This window comes from Nonomuraea sp. NPDC049624, assembly GCF_040675255.1.
GTDB lineage: Bacteria > Actinomycetota > Actinomycetes > Streptosporangiales > Streptosporangiaceae > Nonomuraea.
Map to the genome: position 1 here is coordinate 119,829 of NZ_JBFAOR010000011.1, position 23,070 is coordinate 142,898.

Annotated in this window: 19 protein-coding genes; 6 read left to right on the forward strand and 13 right to left on the reverse strand. The window is 72.0% G+C overall.

Translation table 11 applies throughout. From position 1 onward, the window contains the following. Window positions 1–5: 5 nt before the first annotated feature. Complete coding sequence (locus AB0J76_RS38790) at window positions 6–1,421, reverse strand: HAMP domain-containing sensor histidine kinase (protein ID WP_352323271.1); 1,416 nt, start codon at window positions 1,419–1,421, stop codon at window positions 6–8. Next, a complete protein-coding gene (locus AB0J76_RS38795; RefSeq protein WP_125636689.1) occupies window positions 1,418–2,092 on the reverse strand; it encodes a response regulator transcription factor in 675 nt (224 codons plus the stop codon). The genes AB0J76_RS38790 and AB0J76_RS38795 overlap by 4 nt, the downstream gene beginning before the upstream one ends. 378 nt (window positions 2,093–2,470) lie before the next feature. Here AB0J76_RS38795 and AB0J76_RS38800 point away from each other — a divergent pair, with 378 nt between their 5' ends. Together AB0J76_RS38800 and AB0J76_RS38805 are read left to right on the forward strand one after the other, a co-directional pair. Then, window positions 2,471–3,073, forward strand: a complete 603-nt coding sequence (locus AB0J76_RS38800) for a lytic transglycosylase domain-containing protein (protein WP_352323279.1) — start codon at window positions 2,471–2,473, stop codon at window positions 3,071–3,073. A 72-nt stretch (window positions 3,074–3,145) separates the two neighbouring features. After that, the gene (locus AB0J76_RS38805) at window positions 3,146–5,146 is read left to right on the forward strand and encodes a glycosyltransferase family 2 protein (RefSeq protein ID WP_352323272.1); all 2,001 of its coding nucleotides are present in this window, start codon (window positions 3,146–3,148) and stop codon (window positions 5,144–5,146) included. Here the strand turns inward: AB0J76_RS38805 and AB0J76_RS38810 are convergent. The 9 genes from AB0J76_RS38810 to AB0J76_RS38850 all read right to left on the reverse strand — a co-directional run bounded on the left by AB0J76_RS38810 (window position 5,136) and on the right by AB0J76_RS38850 (window position 16,347). Then, window positions 5,136–6,287 carry a tannase/feruloyl esterase family alpha/beta hydrolase gene (locus AB0J76_RS38810; protein WP_352323273.1) on the reverse strand — a complete coding sequence of 384 codons (1,152 nt, stop codon included), beginning with the start codon at window positions 6,285–6,287 and terminating at the stop codon, window positions 5,136–5,138. The genes AB0J76_RS38805 and AB0J76_RS38810 overlap by 11 nt on opposite strands. Next, on the reverse strand, window positions 6,287–7,288 hold the full coding sequence (locus tag AB0J76_RS38815) for an alpha/beta hydrolase (RefSeq protein ID WP_352323274.1): 1,002 nt from the start codon (window positions 7,286–7,288) through the stop codon (window positions 6,287–6,289). Before AB0J76_RS38815 ends, AB0J76_RS38810 begins: the two co-directional genes overlap by 1 nt. Further along, entirely contained in the window at window positions 7,285–8,559 is a 1,275-nt protein-coding gene (locus AB0J76_RS38820; RefSeq protein ID WP_352323275.1) for an MFS transporter, read from the reverse strand. The genes AB0J76_RS38815 and AB0J76_RS38820 overlap by 4 nt, the downstream gene beginning before the upstream one ends. A 31-nt stretch (window positions 8,560–8,590) precedes the next feature. Next, window positions 8,591–10,561 (reverse strand): helix-turn-helix domain-containing protein, encoded by a 1,971-nt coding sequence (locus AB0J76_RS38825; RefSeq protein WP_352323276.1) that lies wholly within the window; start codon window positions 10,559–10,561, stop codon window positions 8,591–8,593. Beyond that, complete coding sequence (locus tag AB0J76_RS38830; RefSeq protein ID WP_352323277.1) at window positions 10,561–11,313, reverse strand: 3-hydroxybutyrate dehydrogenase; 753 nt, start codon at window positions 11,311–11,313, stop codon at window positions 10,561–10,563. Before AB0J76_RS38830 ends, AB0J76_RS38825 begins: the two co-directional genes overlap by 1 nt. 75 nt (window positions 11,314–11,388) lie before the next feature. Next, a complete protein-coding gene (locus AB0J76_RS38835; RefSeq protein ID WP_352323278.1) occupies window positions 11,389–12,786 on the reverse strand; it encodes a class II fumarate hydratase in 1,398 nt (465 codons plus the stop codon). Between the two features lie 87 nt (window positions 12,787–12,873). Beyond that, window positions 12,874–14,523: a protein kinase gene (locus tag AB0J76_RS38840; RefSeq protein WP_364392557.1), complete on the reverse strand. Its 1,650-nt coding sequence runs from the start codon at window positions 14,521–14,523 to the stop codon at window positions 12,874–12,876. A gap of 35 nt (window positions 14,524–14,558) precedes the next feature. After that, on the reverse strand, window positions 14,559–15,668 hold the full coding sequence (locus tag AB0J76_RS38845; RefSeq protein ID WP_352330692.1) for a serine/threonine-protein kinase: 1,110 nt from the start codon (window positions 15,666–15,668) through the stop codon (window positions 14,559–14,561). 70 nt (window positions 15,669–15,738) lie between these two features. Next, the gene (locus AB0J76_RS38850) at window positions 15,739–16,347 is read right to left on the reverse strand and encodes a superoxide dismutase (protein WP_352330694.1); all 609 of its coding nucleotides are present in this window, start codon (window positions 16,345–16,347) and stop codon (window positions 15,739–15,741) included. 340 nt (window positions 16,348–16,687) lie between these two features. On the opposite strand from AB0J76_RS38850, the gene AB0J76_RS38855 reads away from it, so the two are divergent. Next, the gene (locus tag AB0J76_RS38855) at window positions 16,688–17,359 is read left to right on the forward strand and encodes a CHAP domain-containing protein (RefSeq protein WP_364392561.1); all 672 of its coding nucleotides are present in this window, start codon (window positions 16,688–16,690) and stop codon (window positions 17,357–17,359) included. 463 nt (window positions 17,360–17,822) lie between these two features. Then, complete coding sequence (locus tag AB0J76_RS38860; protein WP_352327892.1) at window positions 17,823–18,011, forward strand: DUF5999 family protein; 189 nt, start codon at window positions 17,823–17,825, stop codon at window positions 18,009–18,011. 97 nt (window positions 18,012–18,108) lie between these two features. Here the strand turns inward: AB0J76_RS38860 and AB0J76_RS38865 are convergent, their stop codons facing one another. Both AB0J76_RS38865 and AB0J76_RS38870 read right to left on the reverse strand, forming a co-directional pair. Further along, a complete protein-coding gene (locus AB0J76_RS38865) occupies window positions 18,109–19,758 on the reverse strand; it encodes a fumarate hydratase (protein WP_352327890.1) in 1,650 nt (549 codons plus the stop codon). Between the two features lie 31 nt (window positions 19,759–19,789). Next, window positions 19,790–20,656, reverse strand: a complete 867-nt coding sequence (locus tag AB0J76_RS38870) for a DMT family transporter (protein ID WP_364392565.1) — start codon at window positions 20,654–20,656, stop codon at window positions 19,790–19,792. 68 nt (window positions 20,657–20,724) lie between these two features. On the opposite strand from AB0J76_RS38870, the gene AB0J76_RS38875 reads away from it, so the two are divergent. After that, on the forward strand, window positions 20,725–22,101 hold the full coding sequence (locus AB0J76_RS38875; RefSeq protein ID WP_352325438.1) for a PLP-dependent aminotransferase family protein: 1,377 nt from the start codon (window positions 20,725–20,727) through the stop codon (window positions 22,099–22,101). 25 nt (window positions 22,102–22,126) lie between these two features. Beyond that, the gene (locus tag AB0J76_RS38880) at window positions 22,127–23,065 is read left to right on the forward strand and encodes a Gfo/Idh/MocA family oxidoreductase (RefSeq protein ID WP_352325439.1); all 939 of its coding nucleotides are present in this window, start codon (window positions 22,127–22,129) and stop codon (window positions 23,063–23,065) included. The last annotated feature ends 5 nt before the right edge of the window (window positions 23,066–23,070 follow it).

Sequence of the window (23,070 nt, forward strand, 5' to 3'; positions counted from 1 at the left end):
TGCGGTCATTGGTGGGGCAGCCAGACCGTGAACAGGGTGCCCGGCTGCTGGGCGCGTACGGAGATCGTGCCGCCGTGCAGGTGCACGTTGGCGCGGGCGATGGCCAGGCCGAGGCCGCTGCCCTGGCTGCGGGCCCGGCCCGCGCCCGCCTTGAAGAACCGGTCGAAGACGTGCGGCAGCGCCTCGGCCGGGATGCCCTTGCCGTGGTCGCGCACCTTCACCTCCAGGCCGTTCTCGGTGCCGCGCGCGGTGACCTCCACCGGGGGCAGGCCGTGCTTGAGCGCGTTGCCGACCAGGTTGGCCACGATGACGTCGAACCTCCTCGGGTCGAGATTGACGGTCAGGCCCTGGGAGGCGGTCACGTCCACCTTGTCGCTCCAGCCGCGCACCTCCAGGCAGTCCAGGATGGCGTCGGCGACGTTCACGGGCTCCACGTTGAGCGTCGCGGTGCCGGCGTCGAACCTGCTGACCTCGATCAGGTGCTCGACCAGCTCGCGCAGGCGCTCGATCTCGCGCAGCACCAGCCGTACGGCCTCCGCGGGCGCGTCGGGCAGCCGGCCGGCCTCCTCCGAGAGCATGTCGGCCACGGCCGTCATGGCGGTGAGCGGCGTGCGCAGCTCGTGCGAGACGTCGGCCACGAACCTGCGGGACATGGCCTCCAGCGAGCGCAGCTCCGACACGCTGAGCTCCAGCGCCGCGGCCGCGTCGTTGAACCGGGCGGTCAGCTCGGCCAGCTCGTCCTGGCCGTGCACCGGCAGGCGGGTGTCCAGCCGGCCCTGGCCGAGCGCCTGCGCCGCCGCGCTGAGCCGCCGTACGGGCAGCAGCACCTGACGGGCCGACAGCAGCGCCACCACCAGCGCGATCAGCACGATCACCGCGCCGCCCTGGGTGAGCGTGTTGCGCAGCGTCGTGAGCTGGCTCTCCTCGTCGTGCAGCGGGAAGAACACGAACGCGCGCAGCCCGGTGGCCTCGGGGGCGACGCCGGGCTCGTAGCGGTGGACCTCGGCGCCGACGATGAGCCACAGCTCGTTGCCGATCACCTTGCGCTGGGTGACGACGTTCTGCTTGGCCCGGCCGTACAGCTCGTTGGGGACGTCCTTCATGGTCATCGGGCCGTCGGCGGACAGCAGGTTGCCGTACTCGACCAGCACGCTGCGGCCGGGGCTGGACAGCGTGCGGACGACCTGGTCGAGCTCCTTCATGGACGGCGCCGCCTCGCCCGGCCTGAGCTTGCCCACGGGGAAGGTGATCCGGCCGAGCTCGCGGGTCACCAGGTCGAGGGACGTGGTCTCGGCCCTGGTCACGAGCGCGGTCTTGGCCAGCTCGAAGCCGATGGTGGCGACCAGCGTCGACGCGGTGACCGCGACGAGGGTGAAGGTGATGACCAGGCGCGCCCGCAGCCCGGTGGGCAGCGGGATCACGGAGGGCTGAACCGGTAGCCGAACCCGCGCACGGTGTGGATGAAGACGGGCTCGGCCGGCCTCGGCTCGATCTTGGCGCGGACGCGCTGGACGCAGGCGTCCACCAGCCGCGAGTCGGCGACGTGCGTGTGGTCCCAGACGACCCGCAGCAGGTAGCGGCGGTTGAGCACCTGGCCGGGATGCCGGACCAGCTCCAGCAGCAGCCGCAGCTCGGTCGGCGTCAGGTGGATCTCCTTGCTGGCCAGCGTGACCTTGAGCGCCCCCCGGTCGATCACGAGGTCGCCGAAGGTGATGCGGTCGGAGGTCGCGGACTCGGCCCTGCGCAGGATGGCCCGGATGCGGGCGTCGAGCACCCGCGGCTCGACCGGTTTGACCACGTAGTCGTCGGCGCCCGCCTCCAGGCCGACCACCACGTCCAGGTCGTCGCCGCGGGCGGTGAGCAGGATGACGGGGAGCTGGTCGAGCTTGCGGATGCGGCGGCAGACCTCGACGCCGTCGATGCCGGGCAGCATGACGTCGAGGATCGCGATCTCGGGGCGGCGGGCGCGGATGTGGTCCAGAGCCTCCTCGCCCGTCGCGTAGGACGTGACGGAATGTCCCTGCCGCGTCAACGCCAGCTCCAAGGCTGTGCGGACGGAGGGATCGTCTTCTACAAGGAGGATGCCGGCCACGCGCACATTATTATTCCATGTCCCCTATACCCGGGTTGTGTCATCAAACTGTGACCGGGTGCGGATCAGATCCTGAAGATGGGGCGGAAGCCTGAAAGCGGCCTCCCTTCGGTGCGGGCGCTCGAAGGGAGGCGCCAGACAGCCTGTGACGAAATTCACAATTTTTCGTGAAAAAGGTTGTTACCTGCTGGTTGGCCAAGAGAACGTCAACCGAATCCCGCGTTCCGGTTGCGGACCACCCCCCATGACAGGGCAAGCTCATGGATCGTGAGCCCCGGTCCGCAGTTGAGTGAGCGCCCCCCGAAGGATGACCTTCCCTCGGCGCGCCGCCGGCCTTCGCGTTTCACCCCCAAGCGCATCGCCGTCGCCGTCGTGTCCTTGGTGGTGGTCGTGGGCGGCGGGGGTTACGTCGCCTACCGCGCCGTCGACAACGCGAGCAAGCCGCCGGTCGACCCGTTCACGGCCGAGCAGCTCGGCGCGCTCGCCGGAGGCAACCTGTTCGCCCCCGACCCCGAGACCGACGCGCTGAAGAACGCCGCCGAGCAGGCGTACCGGGCCGACCAGCTCAAGAAGGGCCGCGGCGGCGGCGCCAAGAAGCTCGACTGGGTCGTGCCGAAGAAGGCGCCGGGCGGCAGCGGCTTCCCGCCCGCCAACTTCCCGCCGGGCAGCAACCCCTCGCCGGGCAGCAACAAGGCCGTCGCCAAGTCGATGCTCGCCGCCAAGGGCTGGGGCGCCGACCAGTGGGGCTGCCTGGAGCTGCTCTGGCAGAAGGAGAGCGGCTGGAACGAGCGGGCGATGAACCGCTACTCCGGCGCGTACGGCATCCCGCAGGCTCTGCCCGGCAGCAAGATGGCCAGCGCGGGTGGCGACTGGCAGACCAATGCCGCCACCCAGATCGCGTGGGGCCTCGGCTACATCAAGGGCCGCTACGGCACGCCCTGTGGCGCGTGGGGGCACTCGCAGTCCACAGGTTGGTACTGACAGCTCAAACTCTTCTTCCGTAATCGGCAAGCCGTCTCACCCGATCGTGTATGAGCGGCGCACGCTGGCCGCATGGGTGTGAAGGTCAGTGTGATCGTCAATGTCCACAACCCGGGTGACACCGCGGACGCGTGCATCCGCTCCGCGCTGGAGCAGACGCTGCCCGCCGCCGACTACGAAGTGATCTTCGTGGACGACGGCTCCACGGACGGCATCGCGGAACGGCTGGACACCATCGCCGGTCTCCGCGAGAACGTCCGCGTGCTGCACCTGCCGCACACCGGATCGCCCTCTCGCGGCCGCAACATGGGCGTGGCCGCGGCGGAGGGCGATTACGTCTACTTCCTGGACCAGACCGACCGGCTGGCCCGCGACGCGCTGGCCCGCATGCACGAGCGCGCGGTCGAGACCGACGCCGACGTGCTGATCGGGCGGCTGGCCCGCGACTACGGGCCGCCCATGGTGGCGTTCGAGCGCAGCAGCGCCCGCGCCGACATCCTGCGCGAGCGCCTGATGACGCTGCTCGTCCCGCAGCAGCTCTACCGCCGGGCCTTCCTGGAGGAGAACGAGCTGGGCTTCGCGATGCCCGGCGGCAGGCTGGCCGAGCAGGCGTTCGTGATGCGGGCCTACCTGCAGGCCAAGGTGATCGCCGTGCTGGCCGAGGAGGTCTGCTGCAGCCTCGGGCCGCGGCCCGAGGCGCCCGAGGAGGACCCCCGGGTGATCGTGGCCGGGCTGAGGACGCTGCTCACCGACATCGACACCTACGTGGGCGCCGGCCGCCAGCGCGACCGCATGTACGCCTACTGGTTCCGCTCCGCCGTGCTCAGGCCGCTGCTGACCGCCAGGTTCGCCGACTCCTCGGTGGACCGGGGCATGCACTTCCGGGTCGTCCAGGAGCTCATCGGCGAGCGTTTCCCCGAGCGGATCGACCGCTACCTGCCGGTCCAGCTACGGGCGGTGGCCGCGTTCGTCCGGCGCGGACGCCTGGACCAGATCGTCATGTTCGCCAACTCCACCCGGCGCGCGGGCCTGCGCGCCGAGCTCACCGAGATGCGCTGGGACGCCCACATCCTGGTGCTCGGCCTGACCGTGGAGGTCATGTCCGGCGACGGCCTGCCCGACCGGTACCGCGTGGACGGCGAGCGCCTGCACTGGATCCCGCCGCGCTCGGTCGACACCAAGCTGCTGTCCGACGACGTCACCGACATCACGGCCGACGTCGAGCGGGCCCGGGTGGACGTCTACGTCCGGCACAGCGAGACCGGCGTGGTGCACTTCCTGCCGATGACCCAGCACGTCGAGCGCGGGCCCGACGGCCGCCGCCGCATCCGCGTGCAGATCAAGGGCGAGGCCCGCCTGGACGTGACCAGCGCGGCGATGGGCCGGCCGCTCAGCCCCGGGCAGTGGGAGGTGCACGTCCGCATGTTCAGCGGCGCCAACCAGGCCAGGAGCCGGGTCGGGCGGGCCGAGGGGCCGCTCAACTGCCTGGGCGTGCTGGCCCAGCGGCCCAGGATGCGGCTGGTGGTGCCGTGCTGGTCGGACAAGGGGGAGCTGGGCCTGGCCGTCGAGCCGCGCTCGTTCCCGGAGTCGATCGCGCTGGTGTCGCCGGGGGTGACCGTCCGCCAGGCCGACGGCCACGTGTACGTCGTGCTGCCGGTCCCGTACGTGCCGCCGAGCGGCGGGCCGCCCCTGGAGCTGGTGCTGCGCAGCACCGGCCGCAGGGAACGCGAGGTGTGCGCGCCCGCGCTGGTCGAGGCCGGCGTGCCGGGCAAGCTCGCCGGCCAGCTCGTGGCGAAGATCCCGGTCAAGCGGCACATGCCGAGCGAGGAGCAGCTCGGGCCGGGCGCCTGGCTGTCGTCGCTGCGCTCGGCCGACGAGGAGATCGGGCTGCGGTTCGGCCTCCAGGTGCGCCGCGGCCGGGTCGAGACGCGCCCGGCCGTCGCGGTGAACCCCCAGCGGCGCTCGCCCATGGGCCGGGACACCGCGCTCCACCGCCTCGGCAGGCGCCTGCCCGGGGCGCGGCACATCGTGCGCTGGGCGCGCGCGGGCAGGCATCGCTACCTCAAGGAGTGACCCAGCCCTCCAGCTCCTGGAAGGCGTCCCTGAAGGCCGGGAGCATGGGCCGCAGGCGGTCGGGATAGACGTCCACGAGGCTGTCGAGGTGGTTGCCGCCCTCGATCCGGTGGTAGCGGAACGGGCGGTGCGGGCCGACCATCCTGGCGTAGACGTCGGAGTCGCGGGAGATCGGCAGCAGCGAGTCGAGCGTCCCGTGGATCGTGATCAGCGGCTTGGTGATCCGGCCGGTCAGCCCGATCCTGGCCATCGCGGCGTACGGCCGGCGCGCGTCGTAGTCGTAGTCGGCCGCCGCGCCCTGGTACGACGGGTCCAGCTCCTTCTGGTAGAGCTGCTGGGTGAGCTCCCAGTAGTACTGCCGGTGGAAGGGCCACAGGAACTCCGACCCCGGCGCGAACCCGGCCGCCCGCACGCCCGCCTCGTCCGGGTACGCCTTCAGCGCGGGCGGCAGGAAGGTCAGCAGGTTGTCGCCCTTGACCCGGAACAGGGTGCCCTCCCAGTCCACGCCGCCGTCGTAGAGCCAGCCGCGGTTCTCCAGCTGCCACCTGACCAGGTAGCCGCCGTTGGACAGGCCGGCCATGAACGTACGGGCCGGCGGGCGGCCGTACCGCTGCCTGACCACGGACTTGGCGGCCACGGCGAGCTGGGTGACGCGGTCGTTCCACTCGGCGATGGCGTCGCCGGGGCGGCGGCCGTCCTCGTGGAAGGTCACGCCGACGTTGCCCTTGTCGGTGGCGGCGAACGCGTAGCCCTTGGACAGCACCCAGTCGGAGATCGTGTAGTCGTTGGCGTACTGCTCCCGGTTGCCCGGGGTGCCGCTGACCACCAGGCCGCCGTTCCACCGGTCGGGCAGCCTGATCACGAACTGGGAGTCGTGGTTCCAGCCGTGCGTGGCGTTGCCGGTGGAGGTGTCGGGGAAGTAGCCGTCGAGCTGGGTGCCGGGCACGCCGGTCGGGTTGACGGTGGCCTTGGAGTGCAGGCCGGCCCAGTCGGCCGGGTCGGTGTGGCCGGTCAGGGTGGTGCCGGCCGTGGTCAGGTCGTCGAGGGTGGCGCTGATCAGCTTCTCCGCGCCGGGCACGGTAAGCTCGCCCGCGGCGGGGGCGGTGAGCAGGCTCGCGACCAGGGTCAGGGCGACGAGCATCAGACCTCCTCCAGATGCTCGGCCAGCAGGCGGCCGAACTCGGCGGGCCGCTCCAGGTGCGGGCTGTGTCCGCAGTCGTCCAGCACGACCTCGCGGTAGCGGCCGTAGCGGTCGAGGACCGCCCTGGTCTGGGTCACCATCGGCTGGGCCGGGGTGCCGGGGGAGCCGGGCACGACGCCGATCGCGCCCAGGTGGGCCAGGTCGAACAGCGAGGTGTCGGAGACGATCACGTCGTCGGCGCCCCTGATCCAGAGCACGGGCGGCCTGGGGCCGATCTCGTGCAGGTCGTCCAGGCGGAAGTGGGTGGGGGCGCACGCGTTGAGCACGCCGTGCTTGCCCGGGGCCACGCCGGGCCAGGCGGGGGAGCCGGCGGCGTCGCCCGGGTAGTTGGCCTCGCCCACGCGGGTGGTGAGCATGGACCGCAGGTAGAAGTCCTCGTCGGGGATCCGCGGGTGCTTGACGTAGCCGGTGCGGAGCACGTTGCGGGGGGACGTGGGGGATTCGTCGGACATGTCGCCCGCCTTGAGCCGGGCCACGAAGTCCGGGTTCGCCGCCCCGGCGCCCGATCCCGCGCCGTCGGGGTGGGTGAGCGTGCCGTCCGGGCCCTCGGTGCCGCCGAAGCCGTACGGGGAGATCGGGTTGACCAGCGTGACGCTCCTGACCAGCTCAGGACGGTCGCGCAGCAGCTGCAGGACGACGCCGCCGCCCAGGCTCCAGCCGACCAGGTGCACGCCGTCGAGCCCGAGCGCCTCGACCAGCTCGGCCAGGTCGTCGGACCAGTCGCGCAGGCCCCTGGTGGCGTCCACCGGCTCGGGGTCGGTGTCGCCGAAGCCGCGCAGGTCAGGGGCGAGCGGGCGGTAGCCGGCGGGCAGCGCGGCCATGGTGTCGCGCCAGAAGGCGCCGGAGGAGACGTTGCCGTGCACGAACAGCACGGGCTCGCCGGACGTCCGGTCCTCGACGGTCAGGACGTGCTGCGTGAGGCGGGGGGTGGTGACCTTCATCGCGCGTGGATCCTCTCGGCCAGGTCGCGTCCCTGGGTCTCGCGGGCGGTGTAGACGGCGACCAGCGTGAGCACCGCCGCCAGGCCAAGGTAGACCGAGATGGGCACGCTGCTGGAGTAGCTCTTGAGCAGCGCCACCGCGATCAGCGGGGCCAGCGCGCCGGCCACGATCGCCGAGAGCTGGGCGCCGATCGACACGCCGGTGTAGCGCGTCCTGGTGCCGAACAGCTCGGAGAAGAAGGCCGCCTGCGGGCCGTACATCATGCCGTGGAAGAGCAGGCCGACGGTGACCGCGAGGGTGATCGCCAGGAAGTTGCCGGTGTCCACCAGCGGGAAGAAGGCGAAGATCCACACGCCGATCCCGGCGGCCCCGGCCAGGTAGATCGGACGGCGGCCGACCCGGTCCGACAACGCGCCCCACATCGGGATCGTGACGAAGTGGATCGCCGAGGCGAGCAGCACCGCGGTCAGCACCGTCGAGTTGTCGATCTTGGCGTTCTTCGCGTACGTGATGACGAACACCGTCAGCAGGTAGAACGAGATGTTCTCGGCCAGCCGGGCGCCGATGGCGGTGAGCACGTCCTTCCAGTGGTTCCGCAGCACGCCCACGATCGGCGCGGTCGGCTCCGGCTCGGCCTGCTGGAACACCGGCGACTCGCTGATCGTCAGCCGGATCCACAGCCCGACCAGCACCAGCACCCCCGACAGCAGGAACGGGATGCGCCAGCCCCACGACAGGAACGCCTCGTCGGACTGCCAGGCGGCCAGCGCCGCCAGCACGCCGGTGGCCAGCAGGTTCCCGCCGGGCGCGCCCGCCTGCGGCCAGGAGGCCCAGAACCCGCGGCGCTTCGTGTCGCCGTGCTCGGACACGATCAGCACCGCGCCGCCCCACTCGCCGCCGAGCGCGAAGCCCTGCACGAGCCGCAGCGCGGTCAGCAGCAGCGCCGCCGACGAGCCGAGCGTGGCGTACGTCGGCAGGCAGCCGATCAGGAACGTGGCGGCGCCCATCATCAGCAGGCTGACCACCAGCAGGGTCTTGCGGCCCACCCGGTCGCCGAAGTGGCCGAAGATCAGGCCGCCGAGCGGGCGGGCGACGAATCCGACGGCGTAGGTGAGGAACGACAGCAGCGTGCCGGTCAGCGGATCGGACTCGGGGAAGAAGAGTTTGTTGAACACGAGAGCGGCTGCCGAGCCGTACAGGAAGAAGTCGTACCACTCGATGGTGGTGCCGATCAGGCTCGCGGCGACGATCCTCTTGATGGAAGTGGCCATGCCGGTCACGGTAAAGAGTGACCGGCGTCACTTATATGGGGCCGGGACCCACAGTCTGCGGGGAGGATGTGTGGCCGAGCCGGTGCAGGCGGAGGGCGAGCTGGATCTCCAGCGCGCGCTCGGGCTCCAGCCAGCCGTCGCCCAGCAGCTTGCCGATCCGGTCGAGGCGCTGGGTGACGGTGTTGACGTGGATGTGCATGGCCTCGGCCGTACGGGAGGGTGAGCCGCCCGTGCCGAAGTAGGCCGACAGGGTGTCGGTCAGCGCGGTGCCGCGGCGGGCGTCGTAGTCGATCACCGCGCCGACCACGCGGCCGACGAAACCGCGCACGTCGCGGCCGTCGCCCACGAGCAGCCCGACGAAGCCCAGCTCGGCGGGGCTCGCGCCGTCACCGGCCCGGCCGAGCGCGAGCAGCGCCTCGGCGCACCGCCGCGCCTCCTGGTACGCCTCCGCGACGTCCCGCGCGCCCGCCGATCCGCCTCCCGGTCCAGCTCCCGGTCCGCTTGTCGCGCCCCCTCCTGAGCCGCCTGCCGGCGCGCCCGGCGGGCCGCCGGGCGCGGCTTCGGGGAGGCGGGCCGGGGAGGCGCCCGCCGTCGCCGGGCTGTGCAGGGACGCGCTCAGCTCGGCCGCCACCCGCTGGGCCAGACCGCCCGCGTCCACGCCCGGCAGCAGCAGCACCACCTCGTCGCCGCGCCCCGCCGCCAGCCCGTGCCGGACCGTGGCGTGCGAGGAGGCCCAGAACGCCGCCCGCTCCCGCTGGCCGCCGTGCCTGGCCACCACCACGACGTGCGGCGCGCGCAGGTCCACGCCCAGCCGCCGGGCCCGGTCGGCCAGGCCGGGCGAGTCCGGCCGCGAGATCAGGTCCTCCAGCAGCTCGCCCCTGACCCGGCCCTCGGCCTCGGCCACGCTCCGCCTGAACAGCAGCAGCAGCGCGCACACCAGCGCCGCCCGTTCCAGGATGCGCTCGTCGGCGTCGTCGCTGCGCAGGACGAGCGTGCACAACGGCTCGCCGCCGACGTCCACCGACGCGATCAGCTGGTCGCCCCTGCGCACGGTACGCCCCAGCGCCCTGGACGCCTGCGCCGCCTCGAACACCCCCGCGTCCAGCTCGCCCACGTCGCCCGTGATCGGGCGGCCCAGGTCGTCGAGCACGGCCAGCGACCCGCCGAGCACCTCGGTCACCACGGCGGCGACATCCTCGATGCCGCCGCCGCGCAGCACCAGCGAGGTCATCCGGTCGTGGGCCAGCGCGGCCCGCTCGACGGCCTCGCCGTGCGCCCGGGCGGTGCGGTGGGCCTGGGACAGCTCCTCCAGGGCGTTCCTGGTCTCCTGCAGCAGCCGGGCGTTGTCGATCGCGACGGCGGCGTGCGCGGCCAGGCTCGCCAGCAGCGAGACCTCCTCCTGGTGGAAGGGCCTGGCGCTGCGGTTGGCCGCCATCAGCACGCCGATCACCCGCTGGCCCAGCCGCAGCGGCACCCCCAGGATCGCGACCAGGCCCTCCTCCTTGACGGCCTCGTCGATGTGGCCCTTGTGCCGGAACCTGGCGTCGGCGAAGTAGTCGGCGGTCGCGTACGGGGTGGCCGTCTGCGCCACCAGCCCGCCCAGCCCGGCGCCCATGGCCAGCCTGAGCGCCCGGAACTTGGCCGAGATCGACCCGTCGGTGACCCGCATGTACGTGTCGCCCTGCTCGGGGTCGTGCAACGTCATGTACGCGATGTCGGTCGCCAGCAACTGCCTGGCCCGGTGAACGATGGCTTCGAGCACGGCGTCGAGGTCGCGCAGCGCGGCCAGGTCGCCGGCGGTGTCGTAGAGCGCCGACAGCTCGGCCTCGCGCCTGGCCCGCCGCCTGAGCAGCGCCCTGACCTTCAGCGCCTGGATCTTGGCCTGCTCCAGCTCCTCGATCGTGGCCGGATCGGCGCCCTGCGCCCTGGCCTCCACGATCGGCCCCTCGAACTCGACCGCCGACGCCTCCCGCGCCAAAAGCTCCAGAAAGTGGGTGCTCACTAATGGGCCGTCCAGCCGCCGTCTACGGGGAGGGAGGTGCCGGTGATGAAGGAGCCGTGGGGGCCGCAGAGGTAGGCGACCAGTTCGGCGACCTCCTCCGGCTCGATCAGCCGCTTGATGGCGGCCGGCTGGAGCATGATGTTCTCGACGACCTCGTCGCTGCCGATGCCGTGCACCCGGGCCTGGTCCTCGATCTGCGCCTCGACCAGCGCCGTGCGCACGTACGCGGGGCACACGCAGTTGGACGTCACCCCGTGGGCCGCCCCCTCCAGCGCGACCACCTTGGAGAACCCCTCCAGCGCGTGCTTGGCCGTCGTGTACGCCGACTTGTACGGCGAGGCCCGCAACCCGTGCACCGACGACATGTTCACGAACCGCCCCCACCCCCGGGCGTACATGCCGGGCAGCACCCGCCGCGCGATCAGGAACGGCGCCTCCACCATCACCCGCATCATGGTGGAGAACACCTCCGGCGGGAAGTCCTCGACCGGCGCCACGTGCTGGAACCCGGCGTTGTTCACCACGATGTCCACCGGCTCGTCGGGCAGCGACGCCGCGAAGGCCGGATCGCTCAGATCGGCCACCACCGCGACCCCGCCGACCTCCGCGGCCACCTTCCCGGCCGCCTCGCCCTGCCTGTCGACCACCAGGACCTTGGCCCCCGCGGCGGCCAGTCGCCGGGCGCAGGCGGCGCCGATGCCGCCCCCAGCCCCCGTCACCAGCGCGGTCCGCCCAGTCAGCTCCTTCGCCATACCCGAAACCCTAGGCGCTCGCCGCGCCGGGACGCATGGGTGCGGCCGACATAGATCCGAGCCCGCCTATGTGGATCACCCCTCCGCCGGCGGCCGGGTCATGGACAGCACGTCGAGGGCGGCGTCGAGCTGTTCCTCGGTCAGCGTGCCGTCGGCGACGTGGCCGCGTTCGACGACGACCTCCCGAATGGTCCTGCGCTCGGCCAGCGCCTGCTTGGCTATCTTGGCCGCCTCCTCGTAGCCGACGTGCCTGTTGAGCGGGGTGACGATCGAGGGGGAGGACTCGGCGTACTCGCGCAGGCGCTCGACGTTGGCCGTGATGCCGGCCACGCAGCGGTCGGCCAGCAACCTGGACACGTTCGCCAGCAGCCTGATCGACTCCAGGATGTTGCGGGCGATGACCGGCAGCTGCACGTTCAGCTCGAAGCTGCCCGAGGCCCCGGCGAAGGTGATCGCCGCGTCGTTGCCGATGACCTGGGCCGCGACCATGGCCGTGGCCTCCGGGATCACCGGGTTGACCTTGCCCGGCATGATGGACGAGCCCGGCTGCAGGTCCGGCAGGTTGATCTCGCCGAGCCCGGCGCGCGGGCCCGAGCCCATCCAGCGCAGGTCGTTCGCGATCTTGTTGAGCGACACGGCCACCACCTTGAGCTGCCCGGACAGCTCCACGATGGAGTCCTGGGCGCTCTGGGCCTCGAAGTGGTCGGCGGCCTCGCGGAAGGGGATGCCGGTCGCCTCGGCCAGCTTCGCGATCGCCCGCTGCGCGAAGCCGGGCGGGGTGTTGATGCCCGTGCCGACCGCCGTCCCGCCCAGGGGCAGTTCCAGTACGTGGTTCAGCGCCGTGCGCACGCGGGTGCCGCCGTGGTCGATCTGGGCGGCGTACCCGCCGAACTCCTGCCCGAGGGTCACCGGCGTGGCGTCCATCAGGTGGGTCCGGCCCGACTTGACCACCTGCGCGAACTCGGCCTCCTTGGCGTGCAGCGTGTCGGCCAGGTGGGTGAGCGAGGGCAGCAGGTGGAAGGTCACCTCGATCGCGGCGGCCACGTGGATCGAGGTCGGGAAGACGTCGTTGGAGGACTGGGAGGCGTTCACGTGGTCGTTGGGGTGCACGGGCCGTCCCAGCCGCTCCTCGGCCAGCGTCGCGATCACCTCGTTGGCGTTCATGTTGGACGAGGTGCCGGAGCCGGTCTGGAAGACGTCGATGGGGAAGTGGGCGTCGTGCTCGTTGTCGGCGACGTCCGCGGCGGCCTGCGCGACCGCCTCGGCCAGATCCTTGTCGATCACGCCCAGCTCGCCGTTGACCTCGGCGGCGACCGCCTTGATCAGGCCGAGCGCGGCGATGTGGGACGGTTCGAGCGGCCGCCCCGAGACCGGGAAGTTCTCCACCGCCCGCTGGGTCTGGGCCCGCCACCGCGCTCCCGCCGGCACCCGGACCTCGCCCATCGAGTCATGTTCGATTCTGAACTCGCTCATGACTCCAGTCTGTCCCACGGCCGGGCGTTCAGTCCGGGGCCGGCCCGCCCCGGGCGGGGACGGGCCGTCGTACCGGGAAAGGCTCGCTCAGCTGGAGATGAGCGCCACGATGAGGACGGCGATCACGACCGCGGCCGCCGCCGCCACGGCCATCAGCACGAGCATGCCGTTGCGGTTGCCCGCCTGCGGCTTCTCGGGCGGCCCCGCGATGGCGAACAGGTCGGTCCCGAGGCCCTGGCCCTGGTGCGGGCCACCGGCGGGCGGCACCGGCCGGCCCTGTCCAGGCCCGCCCTGCTGCGGGCCGCCCTGTCCCGGCCCCTGCTGTCCTGCGCCCTGCTGTCCTGCGCCCTGCGGTCCCGGGCCCTGCTGCCGCGCGGCGTGCGGCGGTTGCTGCGCCGGCGGGTAGACCTGCTGGCCGGGGGAACCGCTCCGCGGCGCGGCGATGTGCCTGGTCGTGACGGTCCCCTCGTCGTCGGGGCGCTGCGGCGGACGGCCGCCGCCCGGCTCGGGCGCCGGAGGGAACGGCCCCTTGGGGCGCATGACGCTGACGGTCTGGTCGGGGTCGAAGCCGCTCTCGTCGCCGGCGTCAGCCGCCTGCGGCGGCTGCGCGGGACGCGGGGCCTGCGGCGGCCGGCCCGGTGCGGTGCTCTGAGGCATCGTCGGCGCCCCCAGCGGGCTCCGCGCGGCCTCCTGCGGCCCGGAAGGCCCCTGCGGCCCTGAGGGCCGCGCCCCGGCGGGACGCGTCGGCTGCGGGCCCGGGACGGGCGGCGCACCGGCCCCGTACGCCTCCTGAGGCCCTGAAGGGCGCCCCTGAGAGCCGGCGGGACGCCGTGGGCCGGAGTCGGTGAAGGGGTCGGGCAACGCGGCCTCCTGGGCCATCAGGGCTTCCGCCGTGAGCGCCGGCATCTCGCTCGTGGGCGTGTCGGCGACCATCCGCATGAGGGTCTCCGCCTTGGCGGCGCTGAGCCGCTGCCGGTAGTCCTTGTTGAGCAGCCCGTTCAGCACCGGCCGCAGCCGCCCGGCCTGCGTGGGCGGGTCGGCGCTCTCGCTGAGCAGCGCCGCCAGCGTCTCGGCGATCGTGGCCCGCTCGTACGCCGGCCGCCCCTCGACCGCGAAGTACAGCGTCGCGCCCAGCGACCAGATGTCGGACTCGGGCCCGGTGTACTCGCCCCTGGCGCGTTCCGGGGCCGTGTACCCGGGCGAGCCGATCACCATGCCCGTCTTGGTGAGCCGTGAGTCGCCCTCGGCCTTGGCGATGCCGAAGTCCGTCAGGACCACCCGGCCGCTCTCGGTGATGAGCACGTTGCCCGGCTTGACGTCGCGGTGCGTGATGCCCTGGGAGTGCGCGGCGCGCAGCGCGCCGAGCAGGTCGACGCCGATCTCGGCCACGAGCCGGGGCGGCAGCGGGCCCTCCTCCTCGATCACCTGCTCCAGGGAGCGCGCCTCGATGAGCTCCATGATGATCCAGGGGCTGTCGTCCTGGATGAGCACGTCGTGGATGGCGGCGACGGACGGGTGGTTGATCCGCGAGGCGAGGCGGCCCTCGCGGACCATGCGCTCGCGCAGCTCGGCCCGCTGGTCCTCGGTGAGCCCCTGGTCCTGGCGGATCTCTTTGACCGCCACCTCGCGCCCGAGCGCGCGGTCGCGGGCGCGCCACACGGTCCCCATCGTGCCCCGGCCGAGCGGGGCGATGAGCTCGTAGCGCTCCGCGAGCAGGCGTGTCTGCTGTTCCGGCATGAGAAGAAGATATCGATTCTCGCTTGGGAAGTGCTTTACCCTCGCTTGCGAAGTTCTCTTGGCCAGAACCGCCGAGGAAGGAACAACTTTATCACCGCCGCCTTGAAACGGACATAAGTAGACGGGCTCGGACGTGGGTCGACCCGCTTGCGGTGGACGCCCTCACCCGGCCTGCGCTCCTGGCGCGGCGGCGGGACCGACAGCGCGGCGGCGGCGGCCTCCGCCCTGTGCAGCCCGCGGTGCGCGGACCTGCGCGCGAAGGGTGGCGAGGTGACCACGGGAACCGGGCGTACGGGCCGGCGCGGGGCCAGCGGCTCCTCCGCCGAGCCGCCCGCGGCCACCCGGGCCAGCATGAGCGAGGCCCGTACGGAGTCGAGCCGGGTCTGTGGATCGATCCTGAGCAGCGCGTCGAGCACGGGCGCCAGCGGGCCCGCCTTGCTCATCGGGATCGGCTCGCCGCTGGTCAGCGCGGCCAGCGCGGCGGCGGCCGTACGGCGGCCGTGCAGCCCCCGGCCCTCGACGGCGGTGTAGAGGGTCGCGCCGAGCGACCACAGATCGCCCGCGGGGCTGGCCTTGGAGCCGAGAACCCGTTCGGGGGCGATGTAACCGGCCGAGCCGAGCACGATGCCGGCCTGGGTGATGGAGACGTCGCCTTCGAGCGCGGCCAGGCCGAAGTCGGTGAGCACCGCGCGGTCCTCGGTCACCAGGACGTTGCTGGGCTTCACGTCGCGGTGGAGGATGCCCTTGGCGTGGACGGCCCGCAGCGCGCCGAGGATCTGCCGGCCGATCTCGGCGGCCCGGCGCGGAGGGAGCGGTCCGTGCTCCTGGATGAGCTGCTCCAGGGACTTGGCCCGGAGCAGCTCCATCACGATCCAGGGACGGTCGTCCTCGGTCACGACGTCGAACACGGTGATGACCGACGGATGGGCCACCATCGCGGTCGCCCTGCCCTCGCGCTCGGTGCGGGCGCACAACTCCGCGCGCAGCTCCTCGTCGAGGACGGTGGGCAGCCGTACTTCCTTCACCGCCACGTCGCGGTCGAGCAACTCGTCATGCGCCCGCCAAACGGTGCCCATGCCGCCGCGACCAACCGGCTCCACAAGCCGATAGCGCGCGGCGAGAAGGTAACCGGAGGGCGCACGCATGCCAGGCAGCTTACCTATTTGTGTAAACCGACCAGTAGAGGCGGGGCCGATAAATTGTTGCGAACTTAAGTCAACCCGCCTGACTCGTTACGTCAGCGAACCTCCGGGCCACATCTGCCCAGTTGACGAGGCCCCACAGTTTCTCGACGTAGTCCGGACGCACGTTGCGGTACTGCAGATAGTAAGCGTGCTCCCACGCGTCGAACACGAGAAGCGGCGTGGTGTTCATTCCGACGTTGCCGTGGTGGTCGTAGATCTGCTCGACCACCAGCCTGCGGCTCAGCGGCTCCCAGGCCAGCACGCCCCACCCCGAGCCCTGGACCGACGCCGTGGCCGTGGTGAGCTGCTTCTGGAACGCCTCGAACGTGCCGAAATGCTCGTCGATGGCGGCCCTGAGCGCGCCGTCGGGGCGGTCGCCGCCGTCGGGGGAGAGGTTCTCCCAGAAGATCGAGTGCAGGACGTGGCCGGACAGGTTGAAGGCGAAGGTCTTCTCCAGGCCCACCAGGCCGGCGAAGTCGCCGCCGTCGCGGGCCTCGGCCAGACGGTCGAGCGTGTCGTTGGCGCCCTTGACGTAGGCCGCGTGGTGCTTGGCGTGGTGCAGCTCCAGGATCTCGCCGGTGATGGCGGGCTCCAGCGCGCCGTAGTCGTACGGCATGTCGGGAAGGGTGTAGTCGCCCATGGGGCCGTCCTCTCGAAGTAGATCTCTGGAGGACACTATTGCAACTAGTTCGCAAGTGCATCAGACTTGCGACCTAGGTCTCGCCTTGGCATCGTGGCGGGAGTCAGTTAGGTCCAGTTTGTGCGCGGACGGCATGAGCCGTCCGCGCACAGGCGTCCTGTGGGGATTTCTTGGGGTGGGAATTACCCAGGTCAGGGCGCTGTTGTACCTGTTCGTACGCGACGGCAGGGCAGCCGTGTCGAGGCGCCCCCGCAGATCTGTCGTCATCACCCATCGCAGGATTCACACCTGTGACCCGCCGTGCCTCATGCGCGGACGGTGAGCAAAGGAGCACCCCCCGATGGCCAAGCACGCCATGATGACCACGTCCCATATCGCCAAGCTCGCCCTCGGCGCGACCATCGCCGCGAGCGCGCTGGGCGCCACTGCCGCCGTCAGCGCCGCGACCGCGCACCGGACCGACGCCCAGGCCGCCGCACAGCAGTCGGCCGCGCAGGGTTCGGCCCAGGGCCGGGTGAACGTCACCGCCGCCCAGGTGCTGGCCACGGCCCGCGCCCAGGTCGGCACCTCCGAGGACGCCAACGGCGGCGGCACCAAGTTCCAGAAGTGGTACGCCGACTCCCAGCGCGCCGCCGAGACCGTCGCGCGTGACGGCGGCAGCCGCCAGGACTACCTGAACGCCGCCTGGTGCTCGATGTTCGTCTCCTGGGTCGGCGAGCAGACCGGCGCCCGCCCGCAGGTCGGCTGGGACGCCTACACCGTGACGCACGCCAAGTGGTTCGCCGCCAACGACCGCTGGGGCACCGAGGCCAGGCCGGGCGCCGTCGTCTTCTTCTCCTGGAGCGGCAGCAAGAGCCTGAACGACATCCAGCACGTCGGCTTCGTCGTCAAGGACAACGGCGACGGCACGATCTCCACGATCGAGGGCAACACCGGCAACGGCAAGGTCGAGGAGCGCGTCCGGCCGACCTCGCAGGTCGTCGGCTACGGTTACCCGTCCTACGCCGCCTGACACATCGACACAGCGCGCATTCCTGTCCGGGATGCGCGCTTTGTTGTATTACCGCACGTCAGAGCAAGTGTGACGCTCGGCACACCTCTCTCCCCGATAAATGTGCATGATGCCTAGTAGGGCACTTTCCCGCGTACGGCAGGCTGATTGACAGGAACCATGGCACGCCGTCAGCAAGATGTAAGGGTGCCGAAAGGGGACGGGGGCATGGTTAGGACATGAGACCAGGCGAGAACCCGCGAGCAGCTGAAACTGTCGGTGCCGGCCCCGAGACTGGGTAGGACGCCGACGTTCCACCACTGACGACAGAAGTTGAAGGACGTGATGGAGATGCGCCAGACACAGGTTCGCCGCCGGCCGAGGAAGCCGGTCGGCGCCACCCTGGACCTTCGCACGCCGTCGGGGCGACAGTTGCCCTTTTGACCATCAGGAAGCAGGAGCGCCATCTGAGAGGTGCGCGATGATGTGCAGTCACTTTCCCGTATGCCCCAGTGCGGACTCGCCCGACCGTGAGCGTTCGCACGTGATCTCGGCCCATCCTGACCAGGGCTGGAGCCTCCTCTGCAACGGCGTGGTGCTGTTCGAGGACACGGGTCTGCTCCTGCCTGACGGCAGCGTCGTCGCCCCCCACCGAGCCCCCGTCGCCGCCTGAGACACCCGAGACGCCCGAGACGCCCGAGGGCGACCCCCCGTCGTCCGGTGCCGAGGGGCTTCGACCGCCGCCCGGCACCCTTCGACGCGCTCGGGCCCTACCTGCGCCCGATGCTCAGCACCGGCCCGGTGCGGTCGGTGAAGAAGTCGTCACCCTTGTCGTCGACGACGATGAAGGCGGGGAAGTCCTCGACCTCGATCTTCCACACCGCCTCCATGCCCAGCTCGGGGTATTCGAGCACCTCCACCTTCCTGATGCAGTCCTGGGCCAGCCGGGCGGCCGGGCCGCCGATGGAGCCCAGGTAGAAGCCGCCGTACTTCTGGCACGCCTCGGTGACCTGCCTGGACCTGTTGCCCTTGGCCAGCATGACCATCGAGCCGCCCGCCGCCTGGAAGCGCTCGACGTAGGAGTCCATGCGGCCGGCCGTGGTGGGGCCGAACGAGCCGGAGGCGTAACCCTCGGGGGTCTTGGCCGGGCCGGCGTAGTAGACCGCGTGGTCCTTGAGGTACTGGGGCATCTCGCCGCCGTCGTCGAGCAGCTCGGCGATCTTGGCGTGCGCGATGTCTCGGGCGACGACGAGCGGGCCGCTGAGGGAGAGCCGCGTCTTGACGGGGTACTTCGTCAGCTCGGCCAGGATCTCCGGCATCGGCCTGTTGAGGTCGATGCGGACGACGTCGTCGGACAGGTGCTCGTCGGTGGTCTCCGGCAGGAAGCGGGCCGGGTCGGTCTCCAGCTTCTCCAGGAACACGCCCTCGGCCGTGATCTTGGCCAGCGCCTGGCGGTCGGCCGAGCACGACACCGCGATGGCCACCGGGCAGGACGCGCCGTGCCGGGGCAGGCGGATCACGCGCACGTCGTGGCAGAAGTACTTGCCGCCGAACTGGGCGCCGATGCCGAGCTTCTGCGTCAGCTCGAATACCTTGGCCTCCAGCTCCAGGTCGCGGAAGCCGTGCCCGGAGGGCGAGCCCTCGGTGGGGATGGAGTCGAGGTAGCGGGCGCTGGCGTACTTGGCGGTCTTGAGCGCGAACTCGGCGGAGGTGCCGCCCACCACCACGGCCAGGTGGTACGGCGGGCAGGCCGCGGTGCCCAGCGAGCGGATCTTCTCCTCCAGGAAGGCCAGCATGCGCTTCTCGTTGAGCACCGCCTTGGTCTCCTGGTAGAGGAACGACTTGTTGGCCGAGCCGCCGCCCTTGGCCATGAACAGCAGCTTGTACTCGTCGGCGTGGCCGTGGGGGTCCTCGGCGTAGAGCTCGATCTGGGCGGGCAGGTTGTTGCCGGTGTTCTTCTCCTCCCACATGGTCAGCGGGGCCATCTGGGAGTAGCGCAGGTTGAGCTTGGTGTAGGCGTCGTAGACGCCCTTCGAGATGTGCTCGGCGTCGCGGCCGTCGGTCAGCACGTGGCGGCCGCGCTTGCCCATGACGATGGCGGTGCCGGTGTCCTGGCACATCGGCAGCACGCCGCCGGCCGAGATGGAGGCGTTCTTCAGCAGGTCGAGGGCGACGAACCGGTCGTTCCCGCTGGACTCGGGGTCGTCGACGATCTTGCGCAGCTGCGCCAGGTGCGACGTGCGCAGGAAGTGGGAGATGTCGTGGACCGCGGTCTCGGTGAGCAGCCGCAGGGCCTCGGGGTCGACCTCAAGGAACGTACGCCCGGCCGCTTCGACCTTCCGCACCCCCTCCGACGTGATCAGCCGATACTCGGTCTCATCGGCGCCCAGGGGAAGCAGATCGGTGTAGTCGAAGTCCATGTCCATAGAGGGTACGCCCCCCGTCAGGTGGTCATCCCGGGGCCGGCACGGGCTCCGGCGAGCGCCGCGCGGTGAGCCCCACCAGGATGCCGACGATCACCAGCCCGGCCCCCGCCAGGTCGTAGACGCTCGGCGTCGCGATGCCGAGCACGAGCCCCGTCACGATCGCGCCGACCGGGATGAGCCCGGCGAACAGCCCGGCCGTCCCTGGGCCGAGCTTGGGCAGCGAGGTGTACCAGAGGAAGAAGGCCATGACCGTGACCACGACCGCCAGGTACGCGAAGCCCAGCGTCTCGGCCGCGGTCGGCGTCCTGAACATGGCCGAGCCCTCCTGGACCAGGCCGACCACGGCCAGCATGGGCACGGCCAGCGCCGTCGAGTACGCCGACACCCGGATCGCCCCCAGCTTGGGCAGCAGGGGGATGGCCAGCATGGAGAAGCTCACCTCGCCTGCCAGCGCCCCGAGCGCCCACAGCAGGCCGGTCGGGTTCCCGCTGCCCAGGCCGGTCGCCAGTGTCGCGCCGGCCACCACCACCGACGCCCCCATCAGCAGGCGCGGCGCCGGACGCCCGCCGGCCAGCGCCAGCGCCAGCGGCACGGTGCCGAGGACGGTGCCCACCAGCGCCGGCCCCGAGGCCCGGGTGGACTCGACGACGCAGACGTTGAAGACCACCAGCCCGAGCAGGGTGAGCCCGCCCAGGTACAGGGTCTCGCGCCCGGTGAGCCGGACGAACCGCAGGCCGAGCGCCCTGGTGACGACCAGCAGGATGACCGCGGCGGCGAGGTAGCGCACGGCCTGGCCGCCGTACACGGGATAGGAGCCGATCAGGCCGGACACTCCGGCCAGGGTGCCCACCAGGAACATGGCGGTGGCGGCTCCGGCGATTCCGTTTCTCATGGGCAGGATCGTAGGGAGACAATGGTTCGCATAAACAGACCAATGGGCCGCTATATGACAGGACCAATATGGCTGACCTGCACATCCAGATCAATCGGGATGCGGGAGGGATCGCTGGGCAGATCGCGGCCGAGCTGCGCGAGGGCGTGCGTCTCGGGCGGCTGGCGCCCGGCACGCGCCTGCCCGCCACCCGCGACCTCGCCGCCGACCTCCAGGTCTCCAGGGGCGTGGTGGTGGAGGCGTACGAGCAGCTCGTGGCCGAGGGGTTCCTGGTCTCGCGGGTGGGGGCCGGGACCGAGGTGGCCCCGCTGGGCGCCGTCCGGTCCGCGCGTCCCTGGCCGGTGGCCGACGGCGGCGTCTGCGGGCCGTACCACGGGCATCGGGCCACGTCCCCCGACCTGGGGCACTTCCCCCGGGAGCGGTGGTCGTCGGCCGTCCGGCACGTGCTGGCCACCGTGCCGTCCGACGCGCTCGACTACGGCGATCCCGGCGGCGTCCCGGAGCTGCGCGAGGAGCTGGCCGGTTACCTGCGGCGGGTCAGGGCGGCCGACGTCCATCCCGACAACCTGGTCGTGGTGGGCGGCGTGGCGCAGGGGCTGAGCCTGGCGCTGCACGTCCTGGCCCGGCGCGGCGGCCTGCGCCTGATCGTCGAGGACCCCACCAGCCGCCGCCAGGTCCCGCTGCTGGAACGGGCCGGGGCCCGCCTGGTGCCGGTGCCCGTGGGCTGCGAGGGCCTGATCGCCGGGGCCATGGACGGCGACGCGGCGCTGGTCACGCCCGCACACCAGTACCCGACGGGCGTCGTGCTCTCCCCGGCCAGGCGGGCCGCGCTCATGGAGTGGGCCTGCGCGGGCGACCGGACGGTCCTGGAGGACGACTACGACGCCGAGTTCCGCTACGACCGCGACCCGGTCGGCTGCCTCCAGGGGCTGGCCCCCGATCGGGTGATCCTGACCGGCAGCGTCAGCAAGTCGCTCGCCCCCGGCCTCCGGCTCGGCTGGGTCGCCGCGCCCGCCCACCTGGCCGAGGCGATCCGCCGCGCCCGGAGCGAGCTCGACCTGGGCTCCCCGGTCATCGAGCAGTACGCGCTGGCCCACTTCCTGCGCACCGGCGGCTACGACAAACACCTGCGGCGCATGCGCAGGGAGTACCGCCGCCGCCGGGACGCCCTGGTCAGGGCGCTGGCCGAGGAGCTGCCGGAGATCCGCGTCCGGGGCATCCAGGCCGGGCTGCACGTCTACCTCGACCTGCCGGACGGCTGGGACGAGCTCCGGGTCGTCCGCGCGGCCGAGGGCGTCGGCCTGGCCGCCGAGCCGGTCGCGCCGATGCGGTTCTCGCCCGGCCCGCCGGCGGTCGTGGTGGGGTTCGCCCGGCTGCCGGTGCATCAGGCGGCGGAGGCCGTCCAGGGCTTAAAAGTCCGTATGTCTGGACATATCATGGACTGAGGCGGAAAGCGGCACTGGAGGCGGCATGCGGGCGGGACTGCTGGGCCTGGGCCGGATCGGCGCGTTCCACGCGGCGAACCTGGCCGCGCATCCCCTGGTCGACGAGCTGATCGTGGCCGACCCGGTCAGGACCTCGCCGTACGGCAGGCCGGGGGATCCGTTCGAGGCCGACGTCGTGGTCATCGCCACGCCGACGAGCACGCACGCCGAGCTGCTGATCAGGGCGTGCGAGCGGGGCGTCCCCGTCCTGTGCGAGAAGCCGGTGGCGGGCACGGTCGCCGAGACGCTCAAGGTGCTGGAGGCGAGCGCGGGCCGGCGGGTGTTCGTCGGGTTCCAGCGCAGGTTCGACCCCGGCTACCGGGCCGCCCGCGCCGCGCTGCGGGCCGGCGAGCTGGGCGAGCTGCACCGCGTCCACCTGGTGACGGCCGATCCCGCGCCGCCGCCGGCCGAGTACGTCCCGCTGTCCGGCGGCCTGTTCCGCGACTGCCACGTCCACGACTTCGACGTCCTGCGGTGGGTGACCGGGCGCGAGGTCGTGTCCGTCCACGCCGTCGGCGCGAACCGGGGGGCGGCGTTCTTCGGGGAGGCCGGCGACGTGGACAACAGCGCCGCGCTGCTCACCCTCGACGACGGCACGCTGGCCACGCTCCAGGGCTCCCGCTACAACGGCGCCGGCTACGACGTGCGCATGGAGCTGGCCGGCACGAAGGGCACCCAGGTGGCCGGGCTCGGCCCGCGCGCCCCGCTGCGCAGCGCCGAGGGCCTGCAGCCGCCCGGACCGCCCTGGCCCGACTTCGTCGCCAGGTTCGGCCCGGCCTACGCGGCCGAGCTCGACGCCTTCCTGCGCGGCGGCGAGGGCCTGTGCTCGGTCGAGGACGCCCTGGCCGCCCTGTACGTCGCCGAGGCCGCCGACCTGTCGCTGCGCGAGTCGCGTCCCGTCCAGGTCGCCGAGGTACGCGGCTGAGGAGG